Here is an 18,823-nt window from a genome sequence, read left to right on the forward strand (position 1 = left end):
TTTCATGAGCGTCCTGCGCGCAATCGAGAGCAAGATCGAGGGCCTCTTCGAAGGTATCTTCGGGCGCGCCTTCCGGACGCACGTCCAGCCGGTCGAGCTCGCGCGGAAGCTCGCCAAGGAGATGGACGAGCACCGTTCCGTCTCGGTCTCGCGGGTTTACGTGCCGAACGAGTTCACGCTGTACCTGTCCGCGCCCGACCGAGCGCAGTTCGCCGCGTACGAGGGCTCGCTCGTCGGCGAGCTCCAGGAGTACCTCGTCGAGCACGCCCGCCGCGAGGGGTACGCGCTGCTCACGCCGCCCCGCGTGCTCCTCCAGACCGACGACGACCTCGCGATGGGCGAGTTCGGGATCGCGACCCGCGTGGCCCAGCCCGAGGAGCGCGTCGCGACGCCCGAACCGCTCCCGGCCGCGCCCCCGGCCCCGGTGGCGGTCCCGGCGCCCCCTCCCGTCCCGGTGGTGGTGCCGGAGCCGCCCGCAGCCACGATGGTCTACCGGCCGGAGACGCCCCTCGGGGAGGACGACGGCCCACCGCCCGCCGTGGCGCGCGAGGAGGTCACGCTGACCGTCGGCGGTCGCACCGTCCCCATCACGTCCAGCCGCATCGTCGTCGGCCGCTCGCGCGAGTGCGACATCCGGGTGGACGACGGCAACGTCTCCCGACGCCACGTCGAGCTCGTCCAGGAGAGCCCGACGGTGTGGGTCGTCGCCGACCTCGGCTCGACGAACGGCACGGAGCTCAACGGCCGCGCGGTCTCGGGCCGCGCGCGACTCGACGACGGCGACCGGATCACGATCGGCGGCACCGAGCTCGTCTTCGGCCGCGCTCTCCGGTGACCGCCGCCGTGACGGTCGACGAGGCGCTGCTCGGCCTCAAGGTGACGTTCCTCGTGCTCCTGTACCTGTTCGTCTGGCTCGTCGTGCGCTCGGCGACGCGGGGCCTGAGCGCGGGCGCCCCCCAGGAGAGCATCATCCTCCCCGCGTCCGAGGCCTCGGCCCTGCGGGCCGCGGCGGGCATCCAGACGGGCCGCGTCGTGGTCCTCGCGAGCCCGGCGCTGCAGGCCGGGACGGCGATCGAGCTCACCGACAGCGCGCGCGTCGGTCGCGGTGCAGAGAACATGATTCGGCTCGATGCGGACACGACCGTCTCCAGCCGCCACGCGACCCTCTCGCGGCGCGCCGACGGCCTGTGGGTGGAGGACGCCGGCTCGACCAACGGGACGTTCGTGAACGGCGCCCGCGTGACGAGCGCCCGGCTGCTCCAGCCGGGGGACGTGATCCGGATCGGCCACACCGACCTGCTGGTAGAGGCATAGTGGTGCTCCGATGATCGTCGGGCGGGCCGCCGGGCAGACCGACACCGGGCGCAAGCGACGCCGGAACGAGGACGCGTTCGTATGCGATCCGCCGCTCTTCGCGATCGCGGACGGGATGGGCGGCGCCCAGGCCGGCGAGCTGGCCTCACGGCTCGCCGCCGCGGCGATCGAGGAAGCCGCCGCGGCGGTCAGCGACAAGGAGGGCGTGGTCGGGGTGGTCCGCACGGCCAACGCGCGGATCTTCCAGCGGTCGCTGCAGGACCCCGGTGTGGCGGGCATGGGCACCACGGCGACCGTCGCCCTCGTCGACGAGCGCGCCGGCGCACTCTCGGTCGCCCACGTGGGAGACTCGCGCGCCTACCGGTTTCGTGACGGCACCCTCGAGCAGCTGACGACCGATCACTCCCTCGTCGGCGAGCTCGTCCGCAGCGGGCGCCTGACCGAGGACGAGGCGGCGGTGCACCCCCATCGCTCGGTGATCACGCGGGCGCTCGGCACCGAGGCGGAGGTGGACGTGGACACGCTGACCGTCGACCTCCGGCCGGGCGACCTCGTCCTCCTCTGCTCGGATGGGCTCTCCGCAATGGTGCGGGACGACGAGATCGCGCGCCTGCTCGGCGCTGCGGACGGGGACCCGCACCGCGCCGCTGAGGCGCTGATCGGAGCAGCGAACGCCGCCGGCGGGGAGGACAACGTGACGGTCGTCCTCTTCGAGGTCGTCGAGGGGGAGCCTGCAGAGCGCACCCGCGCCTCCTCCGACGGATCGCCGCCGCGGCCCGCTCTGGATCCGGACGAGGAGACGAGCGAGACCGTCGTCGACGGCGTACGCCGCCACGGCGCCGGCAAGGGGAGCCGCTGGCCCGCGCTGCTGCTCGTCATCACGCTCCTCGCGATCGCGACGTTCGCGGTCTGGTGGAGCCTGCTTCGGTGAGCGCCCGGAACCGCGAGCTGCTCACCCTCTTCCTCGCCGGGCTCGTCGCGTCGAGCGCGTTCGCGAGCGCCTGGCTCTCCGACGTCGCCGAGATCGACTACGGCTGGCTGCCCTGGGCCGGGATCCTGGGCGGGATCTTCGTCGTCGCCCACCTCGTCGCGCGCTGGACCGTGCCGGAGGCCGACCCGACGCTGCTCCCGCTCACCGCGCTCATCTCCGCGATCGGCCTCACGTTCGTCTACCGCCTCGATCCGCAGGACGGCCGCAGGCAGCTCGTCTGGGTCGCGGTCGGCGTCCTGGCGTTCGCGCTCGTGCTCTTCTGGCTCCGCTTCGACTACCGGGTCCTCGAGCGGTACAAGTACGTCTTCGGGGTCTCGGCGATCGTGCTCCTGATGCTCCCGTCCATCCCGGGCCTGGGGGAGCGGGTCAACGGCGTCCGGCTCTGGGTGGAGGTCGGGCCGCTGCGGTTCCAGCCCGGCGAGATCGCGAAGATCTTCCTGGTCATCTTTCTCGCCGGGTACCTGCGCGACAAGCGCGAGGCGCTCGCCCGGGGACGCCTCAAGGACTTCGGCCCGCTCCTCGCGATCTGGGGCGGCGCGATGCTCGTGCTCGTCCAGACGAGCGACCTCGGGTCGGCGCTCCTCAACTTCGGGATCTTCCTCGCGATGCTCTACGCAGCCACCGGGCGGCTCTCGTACGTCGTCGCGGGCCTCGTGCTGTTCGCCGGGGGCGCGACCGTGCTCTACGACTCGCTGAGCCGCGTCCAGCAGCGCGTCACCGTGTGGCTCGAGCCGTGGACCGACGAGAAGGTGTACTGCTCCCTCAACGGCGCGCTCGAGTACCGCCAGAACTGTGACTCGTACCAGCTGGTCAAGAGCCTGTACTCGATCGCGAACGGGGGCTACGGCGGCACGGGGATCGGCAAGGGCACGTTCCAGACCGTCGACGGCACGCAGCTGATCCCGTACCTGCAGACGGACTTCATCTACTCGGCGATCGCCCAGGAGCTCGGCCTGATCGGGGCGGCGGCCGTGCTCCTCCTCTTCCTCGCGCTGGTCGCGCGAGGGATGCGGGTCGCGCTCGTCGCGCACGACGGCTTCTCGAAGCTGCTCGCCGCGGGCCTCGCGTTCGGCTTCGCGCTGCAGACGTTCATCATCGTCGGCGGCGTCCTCCGCATCGTGCCGCTCACGGGCATCACGCTCCCGTTCGTCTCGTACGGGGGCTCGAGCGTCGTCTCGAACTTCGTGATGCTCGCCCTCCTGATGCTCGTCTCCCACCGCGCCGTGCGGACGGCACCGACGTGAACCGGCAGCTGACCCGGGTCGGTTGGGTGGCGATGGCGCTGATCGTCGCCCTGGTCGTCGGGACGACGTACTGGCAGACCTGGGCCCGGCCGGGGCTCGCGGCCCGTCAGGACAACGAGATCCAGCGGGTCGCGGAGTTCCAGATCCGGCGCGGGCTGATCCTCGCGCCCACGCGCGTGCTGGCGCGCAACCGCCCCCAGCAGCGCCGGGGCAAGACGCTCTACTTCCGCAAGTACCCCCAGGGGAGGCTCGCGGCGCACGTCGTGGGCTACTCGACCGTCTCACGGAGCCGCGCGGGGCTGGAGAAGTCCCTGAACGGGACCCTGACCGGCACCGAGCGCGGGCTCGCCGACCTCGTCGAGCGCCAGCTGAACGATCTCCGCGGCAAGCCCATCGTCGGCGACACCGTGGTCACGACGCTCGACCTCCGCGCGCAGCGCGTCGCGCTGGAGCAGCTCGGGCGGACGTGCGGCGCGGTCGCCGCGATCGACCCGAGAAGCGGAAAGCTCCTCGTGATGGCGTCCTCGCCGAGCTACGACCCGAACCTGGTCGAGAGCCGGTTCTCCGAGATCGGCCGGATCACCGCCGACTGCCGTCCGGCCGCGCCGCTCGTGAACCGCGCGTCGCAGGGCCTCTACCCGCCGGGCTCGATCTTCAAGGTCGTGACCGCCTCGGCGGCGCTCGAGACGAACCGCTTCGCGCCCGACTCGATCTTCACCGACCCGGGCTACTGCATCGCGTACGGCAAGAGGGTCAACAACTTCGACACGTCGAGTCCCTTCGGGCGGCTCTCGCTCGCGACGGCGCTGCAGTACTCGGTCAACTCGGTGTTCTGCAACATCGGGAAGGCCCTCGGCGCGAAGCGGATCCTCGAGCAGTCGCGCAAATTCGGGTTCTACGAGCGGCCGCCGCTCGAGACGCCGGACGGGGAGCGGTATCCGAGCGGGCTGTACCGAGGAGGCGAGCTCTGGTTCCCGACGCGCGACTCGGACGTGGACGCGGGCCGCATGGCGTTCGGCCAGGAGAGGATGCTCGTGACGCCGCTACAGATGGCGATGGTGGCGGGTGGGATCGGCAACGCCGGGATCGTGATGCGCCCGTACGTCGTCGAGAAGGTCGTGTCGCCCCGGGGGAAGACCGTCTCCCGCACCGGGCGCGAGCGTCTCGACCGCGCCGTCGGCCCCGTCAACGCGCGCGACATCGGCGACATGATGGTGCGCGCAGTCGAGGCGGGCACCGGAACGGCCGCGCGGATCCCCGGCTTCCGGGTGGGCGGCAAGACCGGGACGGCGGAGACCGGCGTGGCCGGGCGGAACACGACCTGGTTCATCGCCTTCGCCGGCCGCCCCGGCGAGCGGCCGTCCGTCGCGATCGCCGTCGCGCTCGAGCGCCAGAGCCTCACGGGCGGCGCCACCGCGGCGCCGATCGCGCGCGCGGTGATGGAGGCGATCCTGATTCCCGCGGGAAATCCGTAGCTGGTTCTAACCTTGGAGACCTGATGGCGACCATCGACGAGAGACGCGGGACGATCTTCGCGGGCCGGTACCGCCTCGAGCGCAAGCTCGGGAGCGGCGGCATGGCCGACGTCTGGCTCGCCGAGGACCAGGAGCTCGGGCGCAAGGTCGCGATCAAGATGCTCCACGAGCGGTACGCGAACGACACGCAGTTCGTGGAGCGCTTCCGCCGCGAGGCGACGCACGCGGCCGGCCTCTCGCACCCGAACGTCGTCTCGATCCACGACCGGGGCGAAGCCGAGGGGTCGTACTTCATCGTCATGGAGTACGTCGAAGGACGCACGCTCAAGGAGCTGATCGTCACGCGGGGCCCGTGCCCCGTGCCCGTCGCGATCTCCTACGTCCGGCAGGTGCTGGCGGCGCTGCGCTACGCGCACCGGAACGGGATCGTCCACCGCGACATCAAGCCGCACAACGTGCTCGTCGACCACGAGGGCAGGGTCAAGGTCGCGGACTTCGGGATCGCCCGCGCCGGCTCGAGCCAGATGACCGAGGCCGGCTCGATCATCGGCACCGCGCAGTACCTCTCCCCGGAGCAGGCGCGCGGCGCACCGGTCGACGAGTCCTCCGATCTCTACTCGACCGGGATCGTGCTCTACGAGCTCCTCACCGGGACGGTGCCCTTCAACGGCGAGACACCGGTCGAGATCGCGATGAAGCACCTCTCGCAGGTTCCCTCCGCACCCTCGGAGACCCGGCCGGAGATCCCGCGGGACCTCGACCTCGTCGTGTTGCGCGCGCTCGCGAAGGAGCCGGCCGATCGCTACCGCTCGGCGAAGGAGATGGACCGCGACCTCGAGCTGGTCGGTCGCGGCGACGCCGTCGGCCCCGAGACCGAGGAGGCGGCGACGATGGTGCTGCGCGGCGAGTCGACCGCGGCGACCCAGCTCCAGCCTGCCGGCCCGGTCGGGTACGGGGGCGACGAGCGCTACCGGTCGTACGAGGGTGCCGTCCGGACGGGCCGCTCCTGGTGGCCGTGGCTCCTCGCGCTGGGGGCCGCGATCGCGCTCGGCATCGGCGGCTGGCTGTTCTACGACTCGATCCAGGACGAGATCGACGCCAACGAGCCCGTCGCGGTGGACAACTACACGGGCATCGTCGAGCGGAACGCCGTGGCGCTGATCGACGGTGACGGGTTCGAGGCGAACGTCCGGCGTCTGCCGAACTCCGACGTCCAGCCCGGCTACGTCTACGAGCAGGATCCCGATCCGGGCACGCGCCAGCCGAAGGGGTCGATCGTCACGATCCTCGTCTCGAGCGGCAAGCCGAAGGTGACGGTGCCCTCGCTCGTGGGCGAGAGGCGCGACGCGGCGGTCGCCGAGCTCACCACGCGCGGGCTCGAGGCGCGGGTGGTCGAGGTCAACTCGCAGCGGCCGTCGGGGATCGTCACGGCGCAGGAGCCTCGCGCCGGCGTCGTCCTCGTCTCGGGGTCCTCCGTGAGGATCAACGTCTCCAAGGGGCCGAGGCCCGTGGCCGTGCCGAGCGTCGTCGGCTCGAGCTACGAGGTCGCGGCGGCGCAGCTCCAGTCGGCCGGGTTCACCGTCGGCCGCGTCACGGTGGAGAGCAGCCGCCCCGCCGGGGAAGTCGTCGCGCAGGACCCGCCGGGCAACTCGACGGCGTCGCAGGGCTCGTCGGTCACGCTCTCGGTCTCGCAGGGCCCGACGACCGTGCCCGTGCCCGACGTCTCGCTGCAGACCGTCGCCGACGCGCGCGCGACTCTCCGTGCGGCCGGGTTCCGCGTCACGGTGACGCGCCAGGAGACCGACGACGAGTCGCTCGACGGCCTCGTCATGTCGCAGGACCCCGCCGGCCTGACGGAGGCCGACCCCAACTCGACGGTCACCCTCACCGTCGGCACGTACGTGCCGCCGCCCGAGGTCACGACCCCGCCGCCGCCGCCACCTCCGCCTCCCCCGCCGCCCACCGACACGACCACGACCACCGGCCCGACCACGACCACCCCGTGAGCGAGCGCATACGGCTCGCCGTGCTCGCGGGAGGCCGGTCGAGCGAGCACGACATCTCGCTCGCGTCGGCGGCGTCCGTCGCCGCGGCGCTCGACCCGGAGCGATACGAGGTCACGACGATCGCGATCGGCCGCGACGGCCGCTGGGGGCTCCCGGCCGGCGACCGCCGGGCAGAGCTGCCGTCGACGACCGCCGCCGAGACGCTTCCCGTCCCGGCCGACTCGGCGCCCGCCACGCTCGGCGCGGTCGACGTGGTCCTGCCGATCCTGCACGGCCCCTTCGGCGAGGACGGCACCGTCCAGGGACTCTGCGAGCTCGCAGGGGTCGCCTACGTCGGCCCGGGTGTGCTCGCATCGTCCGTCTGCATGGACAAGGACGTCTTCAAGACGCTGATGCGCGGCGCTGGGATCCCGGTCGCGCGCCACGTCGCCCTTCGGCTCGGTGACGCGGTGACGAACCCGTTCGGGTACCCGGTGTTCGTCAAGCCGGCGAACATGGGGTCGTCCGTCGGCATCTCGAAGGTGCGGGACGGGGACGAGCTCGAGGAGGCGGTCGCGCTCGCGCGGCGGCACGACGAGAAGGTGATGGTCGAGGAGTACGTGCCCGGGATGGAGATCGAGGTCGGCGTGCTCGGGAACCTCCCGAGCCCCAAGGCCTCGCTCCCGGGCCAGGTGGTCGCGCACAACGCCGACTGGTACGACTACTCGTCGAAGTACGACGAGGGCGGCTCGCAGCTCGTGGTCCCGCCTCCGGGCCTCGACTCCGCGCAGATCGAGCGGGCCCGTGAGCTCGCGCTGGCCGCATTCGTGGCCTCCTCGTGCGAGGGGATGGCCCGGGCGGACTTCTTCGTCCGCGAGCCCGACGGCGAGATCGTCATGAACGAGCTGAACACGATCCCCGGCTTCACGTCGACGAGCTTCTACTCGCGGCTGTTCGCAGCCTCCGGGATCGAGTACGAGGAGCTGCTCGACCGGCTGATCCGGCTGGCGCTCGAGCGCCACGAGCGTCGCAGAGGTCTCGAGTACTAGGGCGTGGCTTCAGCCTCGCCCCCCTGGGGCTCGGAGGGCAGTCAGCGGCGATCCGCGAGGAGGAAGAAGGGCGAGGCTGAAGCCACGCCCTTAGCCGAGCACGGTGACGAGCGCGTCCTCCCACACCTCGAGCGCCTCGTCGAGGACGGCCTCCTCGATCGTCAGCGGGCAGAGGACGCGGATGCAGTTCGCGTGGACCCCGGCCTTGAGCAGGATCAGCCCGCGTTCCAGGGCGGCCTGGATCACCGCGAGCGCCAGCTCCGGAGCCGGGTCCTTCGTCTGCGGGTCGTGGACGAGCTCGATCGCGAGCATCGCCCCCAGTCCGCGCACGTCGCCGATCGCGGGCCAGCGCTCCTGCCAGGCGTGCATCCGCTCGCGGATCCGGTCGCCGACCGAGGACGCCCGCTCGAGCAGGCCCTCCTCCTCGAACACGTCGAGGACGGCGAGGGCCGCCGCCTGGGCGACGGGGTTCCCGATGTAGGTGCCGCCGATCGCGCCCGCGTGCGCGCCGTCCATGATCTCCGCCCGGCCGATCACGCCGGAGAGCGGCAACCCGGCCGCGATCGACTTCGCGACCGTCATCAGGTCGGCCTCGACGCCGAAGTGCTCCATCGCGAACATTCGACCGGTGCGCCCGAACCCGGTCTGCACCTCGTCTGCCACGAACACGATCCCGTGGCGGTCGCACAGCGCACGGAGCCCTTCCATGTACTCGGGCGACGCCGGGACGAAGCCGCCCTCGCCGAGCTGCGGCTCGATCACGATCGCCGCCACGTGCTCGCCGGGGACGTGGGTCTCGAGCATGTGCGCGAGCCGCTCGAGCGCCTCGTCGGCGCCCGGCCCACGGTACGCGTCCGGGAAGGGCGCGCGGTACACCTCGGGTGCGTACGGGCCCATCCCGGTCTTGTACGGGTGGAACTTGGACGTCATCGTCATCGAGAGCAGCGTCCGCCCGTGGAATCCGCCCTCGTACGCGATCACGCCGGGCCGGCCCGTGTGCAGGCGCGCCAGCTTGACGGCGTTCTCCACCGCCTCCGTGCCCGCGTTGAAGAACGCGGCTCGCTTCTCCCCGGAGATCGGCGCCAGCGCGCAGAGGCGCTCCGCGAGCGCGACCGCGGGCTCGTACGGCACGACGGTGAAGTCGGTGTGCAGGAAGCGCGTCGCCTGCTCGACCACCGCCTCGACGATCCGGGGGTGCGCGTGCCCGGCGTTGACGACGCCGACGCCGCCGGCGAAGTCGACGAACACGTTGCCGTCGACGTCCGTGATCGTCGCGTTCTCGGCCCGCTCGGCGAAGATCGGCAGGTGCACCATCAGCGGGCGCGCGATCGCGCGGCGCTCGCGCTCGAGCAGCGCCCGGGAGCGGGGCCCCGGGATCTCGGTCCGGATCTCGATCGTCTTCGTGGCGGCCATCTCCACCCAGCGTATCCGAGCCTGCCGACAGTAGATTCGCGGCGTGGACCCCTGGCTCGAGAGCCTCGACGACGACCCAAGGGTGACGGTCGCGGGCTGGCTTGCAGAGGCCCGGGACGCGGGTCTCTTCGAGCCCGAGGCGGCCGCGCTCGCGACCTCGACGCCGGATGGGCGGCCGTCGGCACGGATGGTCCTCGTGCGCGGCATCGAGGAGCGCGACCTCCGCTTCTACACGAACTACGAGAGCCGGAAGGCCGACGAGCTCGCGGCGAACGGGAGAGCAGCGCTCGTCCTCCAGTGGGGCCCGCCGCTCCGCCGCCAGGTGCGCGTCGAGGGCTCCGCCGAGCGGCTCACCGAGGCGGAGTCGTTCGAGTACTTCCGCACGCGGACCCGGGAGAGCCGCCTCGGCGCGTGGGCCTCGCCCCAGTCACGCCCTCTCGCCGGCCGCGCCGAGCTCGACCACAGCCTCGCCGAGGTCGAGGCGCGCTTCGCCTCGGGGCGAGAGATCCCCCTGCCGCCCTCCTGGGGCGGCTATCGCATCGTGCCCGAGGCGATCGAGCTGTGGCAGAACCGCCCCGACCGCCTCCACGACCGGGCGCGGTACGAGCGCCGTGGTGCGGGGTGGTCGAGGGTCAGGCTCGCGCCGTGATGCCTACGAGGGAGGCGCGAGAGCGCTCTTCGTGTAGAGCCCGGAGGCGTTCCAGAGCAGGTAGCCCTTCGCACCCTGCAGACGCGCGGCGCGGACCTGCTGCATCACCTGCTCGGGCGCGTAGTTCCAGTCCTGGATCCAGGGGATCAGCTGCGCGCGGCTCCCCTTCAGCTCGCGCTTGAAGTCGATGAGCGTCCTGAAGACGGTCTCGCCCGGCTCCGAGCTCGGCGAGGGGATGCCGAGCTCCCCACCGCCGTACAGCGCCGGGTAGGCCATCGGGTGGATCTGGTCCATGTGGGCCGAGATCCAGCGCGGGACCTGGCCGAGCCGCATGTCGCGGGTCGCGGAGAGGCCGAACAGCGCGGTCGAGACGCGCACGCCGAGCGGCGCCAGCCGCCGTTTCGCATACTCCGTGAAGCCGGCGATCAGCCTGCCCCTCGGCACGCTCGTCTTGCCCGGATAGACGGCCGCGCCGACGTCGCCGTCGGACGGGAAGCGGACGTAGTCGAGCATGATCTCGTCGAAGCCGGCGCGTGCTGCCGCGGCCGCCACGGACACCGAGTACTCCCACACGCGCCGGTCGTAGGGATTGACCCAGCCCAGCCCGGCGTTCGTCGTCCACAGCGACCCGTCCGAGCGCCGCACGGCGAGGTCGGGGCGCGCACGCGCGAGGTAGGGATCCTGGAAGACGACGACGCGTCCGATCAGGTAGATGCCCTTGCGATGCATCCTCCGGGCGACCTTGCGCGGGTCGTAGTAGCTGCGAACGGCCCCGGTCTTCTTCGCGAGCGGCACGCCGCTCGGCGCGAACGCGATCTCGCCACCCTCGTCCTTGATGTCCAGCTCGATGGTGTTCAGGCCGTGACGGGTGAGCGCCATGTACTCGTCGAGCTTCCCGGGCAGCGAGGCCAGGGCGCCCGTGACGTGCACGCCGCGGACCTCGACCGGCAACGGCCGCGGCCTGGTCGCGATTTCGAGCGTCTCGACGGATCCCGAGCCGGCGTTCGCCCCCTCCGCGGAGGTCGCGTTTCCGGACGTGCCGGACTTGCCGGCCAGAGTCATGCCTGCCGCGAGCGCCAGCACCGCGAGCAGCAGCAATCCCGCGACCGCCGCGCGGCGGCGGCGCTTTCGGCGGCGAACCGCGTCCCGGCGAGCGCGGAAGCGCTCGTTCGGGTCCAGCGATGGATACAACATGGACACCGACCGAGCAGTGTAGGCGAGGACCGGCCGCAGCGCGGTGGCGCGGGCGGTCTACGATCCGCCTCGATGGTGCTCTCAGACCGCGCGATCCGGCGGCTCATCGAGGCCGGCCGGATCGGGATCGACCCCTACGACATCGAGCTGATGCAGCCGTCGAGCCTCGACGTCCGGGTCGACCGGCTGTTCCGCGTCTTCCGCAACTCACGCTACCCGTACATCGACGTCAAGGCCGAGCAGGAGGAGCTCACGGAGCTCGTGGGCGTGGCCGACGAGGAGCCGTTCATCCTCCACCCCGGCGAGTTCGTCCTCGGCTCGACGCTGGAGCGAGTGACGCTGCCCGACGATCTCGTCGCAAGGCTGGAGGGCAAGTCGTCGCTCGGCAGGCTCGGCCTGCTGATCCACTCGACCGCCGGCTTCATCGACCCCGGTTTCGACGGGCACGTGACGCTCGAGCTGTCCAACGTCGCGAACCTCCCGATCACCATCTACCCCGGCATGAAGATCGGCCAGCTGTCGTTCGTGCAGATGTCGGAGCCCGCGGAGACGCCCTACGGGGCCAGCGCGCTCGGATCGAAGTACCAGGGGCAGCGCGGCCCGACGCCGAGCCGCTACTGGCAGAACTTCGCGGACGAGCGATGATCCTGGTCACGGGCGCGAGCGGGTTCGTCGGCCGCCACGTCGTCCGCGAGCTGGCGACGAGCGGGACTCGCGTGCGGGCGATGGTGCGGACAGCGCGGGGGGCGTCCGTGCTCGAGGGGATCGACTGCGAGCTCGTCCGTGGCGACGTGACCGATCCCGCGTCGCTGCGCGCGGCCGCGCGTGGGATGCGCACGATCGTCCACCTCGTGTCCATCGTCGAGGGATCTCCCGCCACGTTCGAGCGCGTGATGGCGACCGGCACCGGGAATCTCGTCGAGGCCGCTCGTGAGACCGCCGTCCGACGCATCGTCCTGATGAGCGCCCTCGGCACGGGGCCCGGCGCGACGGTTCCGTACTTCCGCGCCAAGTGGGCGGCCGAGCAGGCGGTCTCCTCCTCGGGCGTCGAGCACGTCGTCCTCCGCCCGAGCTTCGTCTTCGGGACGGACGGGGGTGCGCTGCCACGGTTCCTGCGGATCGCACGCCTCGCCCCCGTCACGCCCGTGATCGGCCCGGGAACCCAGCGGGTGCAGCCGATCTGGGTGAGCGACCTCGTGCGCGCGGTTGCTCTCGCGGTGGAGGCCGAGGAATCCGGTGCGCCCGTCGAGCTCGGCGGTCCGGAGGCGGTCACGTGGAGCGAGCTCTGGCGCCGCCTGAAGGTCGCGCTCGGCACCCGCCGTCCTGCTCTCCACGTGCCGTTCTGGCTCGCGCGGGGCCCGGCGGCGCTCTTCGAGCGGATGCCTCCCGCCCTGCTGACCCGCGACCAGCTGCGGATGCTCGAGGGGCCCGACAACGTCGTCACCGACGGTGGCGCGTCGATGCGCCGGCTCGGGCTCGGCGACCGCGTGCCGCTGGACGAGCAGCTCCGCCGCGCCGTCGCGAGCCAGTGATTCGAGCCGGGCGCGATCGGGTACCCCCCAGCGTGCACGCGCCTGTCTCGGACGCGAGGAAGGTGCCGGAGATGCCCTCCCGCGCCCCGTACGGCGCGTACGCGGCGATCCTGGGCTCGTTCGCAGGCTCGCTGGGCGTGGTGGCAGCCCTCGAGCGCGCACTGGGCCGCCCGCCCCGGTCGGGCACCCCGCTGGAGCTCGCCGTCCTCTGCGCCGCGACGTTCAAGGCAGCGCGCGCGATCTCGCGCGAGCGCGTCGGGAGCGTGGTCAGAGAGCCCTTCGTCGAGGTCGAGGTCGACCCGCTCGTCGGCGAGCCGGTCGAGGAGCGTCCCGCCGGGCAGGGGCTCCGCCGGGCGGTCGGTGAGCTCGTCACCTGCACGCGCTGCGCGGGGACCTGGGCCGCAGGCGGCCTGATCACGACGCAGGTGCTGGCCCCGCGCTTCGGGAGGCTGCTCACGTGGTCGCTCGCGGCCGGGGCCGGCAACGACTTCCTGCAGGCGGGGTTCGCCGCGCTCTGTGCGCGCGCCGACGACGAGCGCTGAGCGCCCGAGCGGCGGCGAGAAAGCATGCGGGGCCGCCTTTCGGCGGCCCCGCATGTTGCGGTACCAACGTCGTATTGGTAGAGGCGCTTCCTGCCAGACCAGAGGTGGTCGGCGGCGCGAAGCGCGAGTCCCCTACGCGTGGCTATGGCGATTCCCCGTAGGTCCCGGGGACACGCCTCTACCCGCTGGCACCTCCACTGCCGGTACTACACGAATCTGACACCCGACCACCTCCTTTCCGCGGTACACCGAGTCTACGCAGAGGTGTCGGACGACGGCAAGTGCGGACAACCGTACGCTCGCGGCCGCCGTCGCGCCGTCAGGTGATCACCTGGAACGCCGCGCCCCAGGGATCGGCGACCACCGCGAACCGGCCGACCCCCTCGATCTCCGCAGGGCCGTGCAGCAGCTGCCCGCCGTGCTGGCGCACCGTTGCCACGGCTGCGTCGCAGTCGGCCACCTGGAAGACGACAGACCAGTTGCTCGGGACCTCGCCCCAGTCCGGGCCGATCTCGAGAAGGCCCGCGACGGGCGTGCCGTCGACCTCGAAGACGACGTACTCACCGCCCCGCGCCATCTCCTGGGCCCTCGCCCGGTAGCCGAAGACCTGCGCGTAGAACCGCTGCGCGGCCGCACGGTCGCGTGTCTGCACCTCCGCCCAGTTCAGCGTCCCCGGCTCGCCGCGCAGCTGCGAGCCGATGTGAGAGCCCGCCTGCCACACGCCGAAGACGGCGCCCGAGGGATCCGTTGCGATCGCCATCCGGCCGGAGTCGAAGACGTCGAACGGCTCGGCCAGCACCGTCCCGCCCGCCTCCCGGATGCGTCCGGTGGTGGCGTCCACGTCGCCCGAGGCGAGGTAGGCCGTCCAGTGTGGCGGGGTGCCGTCCTGCTGGGGCGGCGAGGCCGCGGCGACGTGCTTGCCGTTCCGCGAGAGCATCGTGTAGCCGCCTGCCTCCGGGCGCGGGTCCTTCGCGGCCTCCCAGCCGAAGAGCTCGGCGTAGAAGGCCGCTGCGGCGTCGACGTCCGTGACCGTCACGTCGGCCCAGCACGGCTGCCCGGTTGGATACGAGGTGACGTCTGCCACGGCCGGCGCTCCCTTCGCTCGGGTTCGGGCGGAACGTACCCGAGCTCAGCGGAGGACGGTCGTCACCTCGAGGCCGTTGCCGAGCGGCACGGTGACCGAGACGAGCGCGGGGTCGGCCTGACGGGCGGCGGAGTACGCCTGGACGACCGGGTTCGAGCTCGCGTTGTCCGCGACGACCACGCCGCCCGGCTCCAGCCTGGCGCGTGCCTCCTGGAAGTACGTCTCGTAGTCGTCCTTCCACGCGTCGATGAAGACGATGTCGAAGCCGTCCTCGATGGCGGGGAGCGTCTCCCTCGCGTCGCCCTCGATCAGCTCGGCCCACTCCTCGAGTCCGGCCTCGGCGACGTTTCGCCGCCAGGCCTCGGTCTTGCGCGGGTCGTCCTCGAGCGAGACCACGCGCCCGCCCAGGATGCGCGCCGCGGCGGCCAGCCAGATCGTCGAGTAGCCGCGCGACCCGCCGATCTCGAGCACCTCGCAGCCCGCGTTCGGCGCGACGAGCGCGAAGAGGAGCCGGCCCGACTCGGGGCCGACGGCCAGCGAACGCTCGGCGTAGGGGACATCGCTCTCTCGCTCGGCGGCGTCCTCGGCCTCGAGGCGGGCCAGCACCGAGCGAACGCGGTCGTCGAGCACGTGCCCGAGATTAGCTGGCCGCTTGCCCCCGCGGCCGTCGACGCGAGCGCGCCTAGAGACTCGGTCTGCCGACGTCGATCACGATCATCCCGTCCGCGCGCACCCTCACCGGGTAGGTGGCGACCGGGACGTAGGCGGGCAGCGTCAGCGCCGAGCCGCTGCGGAGGTCGAAGCGCGACCCGTGGCGCGGGCAGACGACCTGACACGCGTCGCTGTCCCACTCACCCTCGCAGAGTGGGCCGTCGTCGTGACTGCAGCGGTCCTCGATCGCATGGAGCTCGCCGCCGCAGTGGTACAGGCCGACCGTGAGGCCGTCGGCGGCGATCAGGCGCATCGTGCCGTCGGGAAGCTCCTCGAGCGGAAGCGCCTCGACCTCGAGCTCGGCTCCGGCGCCCACTACGTGAGGCTGATCTCGCCCGCCGAGGTGCCCCATTCCTCGGGCAGGGGGGTCCCCTTCGCGCGGTGGAGCGCCACCTTGAGCACCCCCAGGCCGAGCAGGGCACACTTGAGCCGGACGGGCGTGAGCGGGATGCCGATCTCCTCGAGCAGCTCGTCCTTGGGCATCGCGGAGATCTCCTCCGCCGTTCGGCCCTTGACGAGGTCGGTGAGCATGGACGTCGCCGCCTGACTGATCGCGCAGCCCCTGCCCTCGAAGCCGACGTCCTCGACCACGTCCCCCTCGCCGAAACGGACGGAGACCGTGACCTCGTCGCCGCAGAGCGGGTTCTGCCCCTCGGCGATCGCGTCGTGCGGCTCGAGCAGCCCGTGGTTCCGGGGCGCCTTGTAGTGATCGAGGATTACCTCGCGGTACAGCTGCTCGAACTCGCTCACCGCGCGCTCCCGGTCGCCTCCGGCTCCCGCCCGGCGGAGCCGGGCTCCGCCGGAGGCTGACGAACGCAAGGGGCGGAGTGCTTCACGAGAGCGAGGCCTTGACCTTGTGGAGCCCTGTGATGAGCCGCTCGATCTCCTCGGGGATCGAGTAGAGGTAGAAGCTCGCCCGGGTGGTGGCGGAGACGCCGAGGCGCCGCATCAGCGGCTGCGTGCAGTGGTGGCCGGCGCGAACCGCGACGCCCTCCCAGTCGAGGATCTGCGCCACGTCGTGGGGGTGGATCCCCTCGACGTCGAAGGAGACGATCCCCGCCCGGCGGTCGGGCGGCGGCCCGAAGACCCTGATCCAGGGAAGTTCGTCGAGCGCGGCCATCGTCTGCCCGACGAGCGCGTGCTCGTGCCGCTCGATCGCCTCGATCCCGACCTCGGAGACGTAGTCGATCGCGGCGCCGAAGCCCACCGCCTCCGCGATCGCGGGCGTCCCGGCCTCGAACTTGTGCGGCAGCTCGTTGAAGGTCGTCTTGTCGAGCGCGACCGAGCGGATCATCTCGCCGCCGAGGTTGAAGGGGCTCATCGCCTCGAGCAGCTCCCGCTTCCCCCAGAGCGCGCCGATGCCGCTCGGGCCGCAGAGCTTGTGGGACGAGATCGCGACGAAGTCGGCGCCGAGCGCCTGGACATCGAGGCGACGGTGTGGTGCCGCCTGCGCGGCGTCGACGACCATGATCGCCCCCTGCTCGTGCGCCCACTCGGCGAGCGTCTCGACGGGGTTGATCGTGCCGAGCGTGTTCGAGACGAGATTGTTGGCGACGACCTTGACGTTGCCCTCGCGCGCGAGGCCGTCGAGCGCGTCGAGCTGGAGCTCACCGAGATCGTCGATCGGGATGTTGCGGAAGCTCGCCCCGGTGCGGTGCGCGATGTACTGCCACGGCACGAAATTGGCGTGATGCTCGAGCTCGGTGATGACGACGACGTCGCCCGGGCCGAGGTTGTCCAGTCCCCACGCGTAGGCGACGAGGTTGATCGCCTCGGTCGCGCTGCGGGTGAAGATGACCTCCTTCTCCGACGGCGCGTTGACGAAGCCGGCGACGGTGCGCCGCGCCCCCTCGAACCCCTCGGTCGCACGCTCCGCGAGCCGGTAGACGCCCCTGTGCACGTTGGCGTACTCGTGCTCGTAGAAGGCGCGCATCCGGTCGAGCACCTGGCGCGGCTTCTGCGTCGAGGCGGCGGAGTCGAGGAACGCCACGGGGCGCCCGTCGAGCAGCTCCTCGAACACGGCGAAGTCCGCGCGCAGGCGGTGCGCGTCGAGTGCCGGAAGCGTCGTCGCGGTCATACGGCCATCGTAGCCGTGCCCCTACGGGCGAACGCTCAGCCGCTCGTGCCGCCGGACGGCGTCACGCGGCCGTTTCTCTGCGCGCGCTCGGCGATCTCCCGCTGGCGCTCGACGGCGGCGGCGACGGTCTCGAGGATCTCGCAGAGGCGCGTGAGGCGGATCCGCTCGCTCGTCTCCTCGAGCAGCTCGAGCTTCAGCTCCGGGGCCAGCTCGAAACGGGACGCGAGCGCGAACGAGGGCTGCTCGAGCGGGTCGCCGGGGACCTCGACGTCGGCGCCTGTCAGCTCCACGAGCTTCGTGAAGAGCCCGAGGCCACGCTCGACGTCCGCCGTGGCCGGCGGGTCGTCGAGGTCCTCGATGGGCTCGATCGTCCCGGTGTGGAAGCTCCGTCCGTCCGTCAGCTCCACGAGCCGGAAGCGGTCGCCGCCCTCGACGACGATGTTCAGCCGCCCGTCCTCGAAGCGCTCCGTGACCTCGACGACGTTGGCGAGCGTGCCGGTGCGGCGGAGCCCGTCGTCGTCCGCGTAGACGAGCCCGAACGGCTCGCCGGCATCCAGGCACTCCGTGATCAGCTCGCGGTAGCGGGGCTCGAAGATGTGGAGCGGCACCTGCTCCGTGGGGAGCAGGACGAGGCCGAGCGGGAAGAGCCCGATCTCCTCCATGCCGCAAGCCTAGAGACCGCAACCCCGCGGCGAGCGGCGGAGTGGGCTCCGGCCCGGCCGACGCCCTCGATTCGCCCTAGAGGACGAGGATCAGGATCGCCGCGACCAGCCCGATGACTGCGATGAGGCGCATCACCCGACCCTAGGTGGGTCCGATCAGGAGAAGCTGAGCGGATCGTGAGGAGTTCGTCAGGAGACGGCTGTGGCGAACTGCACCGTCTCCCAGACCAAGCCGCGTGACCGGCGAATCCGCTCGAGACCATGCCGGGCGGCGATGCGCTCGAGCTCGGAGGGCGAGTGCACGAAGACACGAAACCGCTTGCGCATCAGCGCCAGCCCGGCGTTCTGCAGGCGTGCGACCGCGCGGACGGCGGCGCGGTCGCGTGGGTAGCTCGCGAGGAGCGTGCGGCGCGTCCGGCCCGCGGCGGCGCCGAGCAGCGCCGGGCCTTCCGGCGAGCAGCACACGACCCGCCGCAAGACGACGACGTCCGCCGGCTCGACCGCCTCGGGAGCCCCGACGAGGTCGGCCAGCACGAAGGAGCTGCGGTCGGCGATCGCGACTGCGCGAGCGAGCTCGCGGGCAGCGCCTTCGTAGCCGCCGATCACCTCCACCACCGTCCCCCGTTCCGCGCCGCGTCGCACGAGCTCGGCCTGGATCTGGCCGATCCCGCCTCCGATCTCGGCGACGGTCGCGCCGTCCAGGCCGGCCTCCGCGGCCCAGGTTGCGATCAGCTTCGCGTCCGTCCCCCCGAGCCCGCGGCGCAGATACCGACGCAGCTCGCGGCGGGCGCTCCTCTCGCCGAAGATGTCGAGCGACTCGCCGGCAGGGCAGCAGGGGCAGGTCACGCGGGCATCGTGACACAGCGCCACGGAGGACTCGTGTACCTCGATTGGCAAAGAG

General features: G+C 71.9%; 20 protein-coding genes. 11 read left to right on the forward strand and 9 right to left on the reverse strand.

What is annotated here, in order from left to right:
* Nucleotides 1–4 precede the first annotated feature (4 nt).
* The 7 genes from VFO26_RS00330 to VFO26_RS00360 are packed head-to-tail and all read left to right on the forward strand — an operon-like array spanning nucleotide 5 to nucleotide 8,058.
* Entirely contained in the window at nucleotides 5–835 is an 831-nt protein-coding gene (locus VFO26_RS00330) for a DUF3662 and FHA domain-containing protein (RefSeq protein WP_325112870.1), read from the forward strand.
* Nucleotides 832–1,314, forward strand: coding sequence for an FHA domain-containing protein (locus VFO26_RS00335; RefSeq protein WP_325112871.1), 483 nt, complete (start codon nucleotides 832–834; stop codon nucleotides 1,312–1,314). The genes VFO26_RS00330 and VFO26_RS00335 overlap by 4 nt, the downstream gene beginning before the upstream one ends.
* Nucleotides 1,315–1,324: 10 nt before the next feature.
* Nucleotides 1,325–2,245 (forward strand): Stp1/IreP family PP2C-type Ser/Thr phosphatase, encoded by a 921-nt coding sequence (locus VFO26_RS00340; RefSeq protein WP_325112872.1) that lies wholly within the window; start codon nucleotides 1,325–1,327, stop codon nucleotides 2,243–2,245.
* Entirely contained in the window at nucleotides 2,242–3,549 is a 1,308-nt protein-coding gene (locus VFO26_RS00345) for an FtsW/RodA/SpoVE family cell cycle protein (RefSeq protein WP_325112873.1), read from the forward strand. Before VFO26_RS00340 ends, VFO26_RS00345 begins: the two co-directional genes overlap by 4 nt.
* On the forward strand, nucleotides 3,546–5,024 hold the full coding sequence (locus tag VFO26_RS00350) for a penicillin-binding protein 2 (protein ID WP_325112874.1): 1,479 nt from the start codon (nucleotides 3,546–3,548) through the stop codon (nucleotides 5,022–5,024). The genes VFO26_RS00345 and VFO26_RS00350 overlap by 4 nt, the downstream gene beginning before the upstream one ends.
* 23 nt (nucleotides 5,025–5,047) lie before the next feature.
* Nucleotides 5,048–7,030, forward strand: coding sequence for a Stk1 family PASTA domain-containing Ser/Thr kinase (gene pknB, locus VFO26_RS00355; protein ID WP_325112875.1), 1,983 nt, complete (start codon nucleotides 5,048–5,050; stop codon nucleotides 7,028–7,030).
* Nucleotides 7,027–8,058 carry a D-alanine--D-alanine ligase family protein gene (locus VFO26_RS00360; protein ID WP_325112876.1) on the forward strand — a complete coding sequence of 344 codons (1,032 nt, stop codon included), beginning with the start codon at nucleotides 7,027–7,029 and terminating at the stop codon, nucleotides 8,056–8,058. Before pknB ends, VFO26_RS00360 begins: the two co-directional genes overlap by 4 nt.
* 90 nt (nucleotides 8,059–8,148) lie before the next feature.
* On the opposite strand, the gene gabT is transcribed toward VFO26_RS00360, so the two are convergent.
* The gene (gene gabT, locus VFO26_RS00365; RefSeq protein ID WP_325112877.1) at nucleotides 8,149–9,471 is read right to left on the reverse strand and encodes a 4-aminobutyrate--2-oxoglutarate transaminase; all 1,323 of its coding nucleotides are present in this window, start codon (nucleotides 9,469–9,471) and stop codon (nucleotides 8,149–8,151) included.
* A 43-nt stretch (nucleotides 9,472–9,514) separates the two neighbouring features.
* Here gabT and pdxH point away from each other — a divergent pair, with 43 nt between their 5' ends.
* Nucleotides 9,515–10,120 carry a pyridoxamine 5'-phosphate oxidase gene (gene pdxH, locus VFO26_RS00370; protein ID WP_325112878.1) on the forward strand — a complete coding sequence of 202 codons (606 nt, stop codon included), beginning with the start codon at nucleotides 9,515–9,517 and terminating at the stop codon, nucleotides 10,118–10,120.
* A 3-nt stretch (nucleotides 10,121–10,123) separates the two neighbouring features.
* Here the strand turns inward: pdxH and VFO26_RS00375 are convergent, their stop codons facing one another.
* The gene (locus tag VFO26_RS00375) at nucleotides 10,124–11,314 is read right to left on the reverse strand and encodes a putative glycoside hydrolase (protein WP_325113056.1); all 1,191 of its coding nucleotides are present in this window, start codon (nucleotides 11,312–11,314) and stop codon (nucleotides 10,124–10,126) included.
* A 72-nt stretch (nucleotides 11,315–11,386) separates the two neighbouring features.
* On the opposite strand from VFO26_RS00375, the gene dcd reads away from it, so the two are divergent.
* The 3 genes from dcd to VFO26_RS00390 all read left to right on the forward strand — a co-directional run bounded on the left by dcd (nucleotide 11,387) and on the right by VFO26_RS00390 (nucleotide 13,388).
* Entirely contained in the window at nucleotides 11,387–11,959 is a 573-nt protein-coding gene (gene dcd, locus VFO26_RS00380; protein ID WP_325112879.1) for a dCTP deaminase, read from the forward strand.
* Entirely contained in the window at nucleotides 11,956–12,846 is an 891-nt protein-coding gene (locus VFO26_RS00385) for an NAD(P)H-binding protein (RefSeq protein ID WP_325112880.1), read from the forward strand. The genes dcd and VFO26_RS00385 overlap by 4 nt, the downstream gene beginning before the upstream one ends.
* Nucleotides 12,847–12,917: 71 nt before the next feature.
* Nucleotides 12,918–13,388, forward strand: coding sequence for a DUF1360 domain-containing protein (locus VFO26_RS00390; protein ID WP_325112881.1), 471 nt, complete (start codon nucleotides 12,918–12,920; stop codon nucleotides 13,386–13,388).
* 319 nt (nucleotides 13,389–13,707) lie between these two features.
* Here the strand turns inward: VFO26_RS00390 and VFO26_RS00395 are convergent, their stop codons facing one another.
* From VFO26_RS00395 to VFO26_RS00425, 7 genes are all read right to left on the reverse strand, one after another.
* Nucleotides 13,708–14,472 carry a VOC family protein gene (locus VFO26_RS00395; protein WP_325112882.1) on the reverse strand — a complete coding sequence of 255 codons (765 nt, stop codon included), beginning with the start codon at nucleotides 14,470–14,472 and terminating at the stop codon, nucleotides 13,708–13,710.
* A 45-nt stretch (nucleotides 14,473–14,517) separates the two neighbouring features.
* On the reverse strand, nucleotides 14,518–15,102 hold the full coding sequence (locus VFO26_RS00400) for an O-methyltransferase (RefSeq protein WP_325112883.1): 585 nt from the start codon (nucleotides 15,100–15,102) through the stop codon (nucleotides 14,518–14,520).
* A 52-nt stretch (nucleotides 15,103–15,154) separates the two neighbouring features.
* Nucleotides 15,155–15,499, reverse strand: coding sequence for a non-heme iron oxygenase ferredoxin subunit (locus VFO26_RS00405; protein ID WP_325112884.1), 345 nt, complete (start codon nucleotides 15,497–15,499; stop codon nucleotides 15,155–15,157).
* Nucleotides 15,499–15,933 carry a Fe-S cluster assembly sulfur transfer protein SufU gene (gene sufU / locus VFO26_RS00410; protein WP_325112885.1) on the reverse strand — a complete coding sequence of 145 codons (435 nt, stop codon included), beginning with the start codon at nucleotides 15,931–15,933 and terminating at the stop codon, nucleotides 15,499–15,501. Before sufU ends, VFO26_RS00405 begins: the two co-directional genes overlap by 1 nt.
* Before the next feature lie 82 nt (nucleotides 15,934–16,015).
* Nucleotides 16,016–17,260 (reverse strand): SufS family cysteine desulfurase, encoded by a 1,245-nt coding sequence (locus tag VFO26_RS00415; RefSeq protein WP_325112886.1) that lies wholly within the window; start codon nucleotides 17,258–17,260, stop codon nucleotides 16,016–16,018.
* A gap of 35 nt (nucleotides 17,261–17,295) precedes the next feature.
* Entirely contained in the window at nucleotides 17,296–17,922 is a 627-nt protein-coding gene (locus VFO26_RS00420; protein WP_325112887.1) for an LON peptidase substrate-binding domain-containing protein, read from the reverse strand.
* A 189-nt stretch (nucleotides 17,923–18,111) separates the two neighbouring features.
* Nucleotides 18,112–18,768: a hypothetical protein gene (locus tag VFO26_RS00425; protein ID WP_325112888.1), complete on the reverse strand. Its 657-nt coding sequence runs from the start codon at nucleotides 18,766–18,768 to the stop codon at nucleotides 18,112–18,114.
* Between the last annotated feature and the right edge of the window lie 55 nt (nucleotides 18,769–18,823).

It is taken from the genome of Gaiella sp., from assembly GCF_035710885.1.
Taxonomy (GTDB): Bacteria; Actinomycetota; Thermoleophilia; order Gaiellales; family Gaiellaceae; genus Gaiella.

Bases quoted from the DNA above. Each gene is read 5' to 3' on its own strand.
- VFO26_RS00375 (WP_325113056.1), bottom strand. From the start codon at position 11,314: ATGTTGTATCCATCGCTGGACCCGAACGAGCGCTTCCGCGCTCGCCGG.
- VFO26_RS00330 (WP_325112870.1), top strand. From the start codon at position 5: ATGAGCGTCCTGCGCGCAATCGAGAGCAAGATCGAGGGCCTCTTCGAA.
- gabT (WP_325112877.1), bottom strand. From the start codon at position 9,471: ATGGCCGCCACGAAGACGATCGAGATCCGGACCGAGATCCCGGGGCCC.
- VFO26_RS00420 (WP_325112887.1), bottom strand. From the start codon at position 17,922: ATGGAGGAGATCGGGCTCTTCCCGCTCGGCCTCGTCCTGCTCCCCACG.
- dcd (WP_325112879.1), top strand. From the start codon at position 11,387: ATGGTGCTCTCAGACCGCGCGATCCGGCGGCTCATCGAGGCCGGCCGG.
- VFO26_RS00340 (WP_325112872.1), top strand. From the start codon at position 1,325: ATGATCGTCGGGCGGGCCGCCGGGCAGACCGACACCGGGCGCAAGCGA.
- VFO26_RS00415 (WP_325112886.1), bottom strand. From the start codon at position 17,260: ATGACCGCGACGACGCTTCCGGCACTCGACGCGCACCGCCTGCGCGCG.
- pknB (WP_325112875.1), top strand. From the start codon at position 5,048: ATGGCGACCATCGACGAGAGACGCGGGACGATCTTCGCGGGCCGGTAC.
- VFO26_RS00385 (WP_325112880.1), top strand. From the start codon at position 11,956: ATGATCCTGGTCACGGGCGCGAGCGGGTTCGTCGGCCGCCACGTCGTC.
- VFO26_RS00390 (WP_325112881.1), top strand. From the start codon at position 12,918: ATGCCCTCCCGCGCCCCGTACGGCGCGTACGCGGCGATCCTGGGCTCG.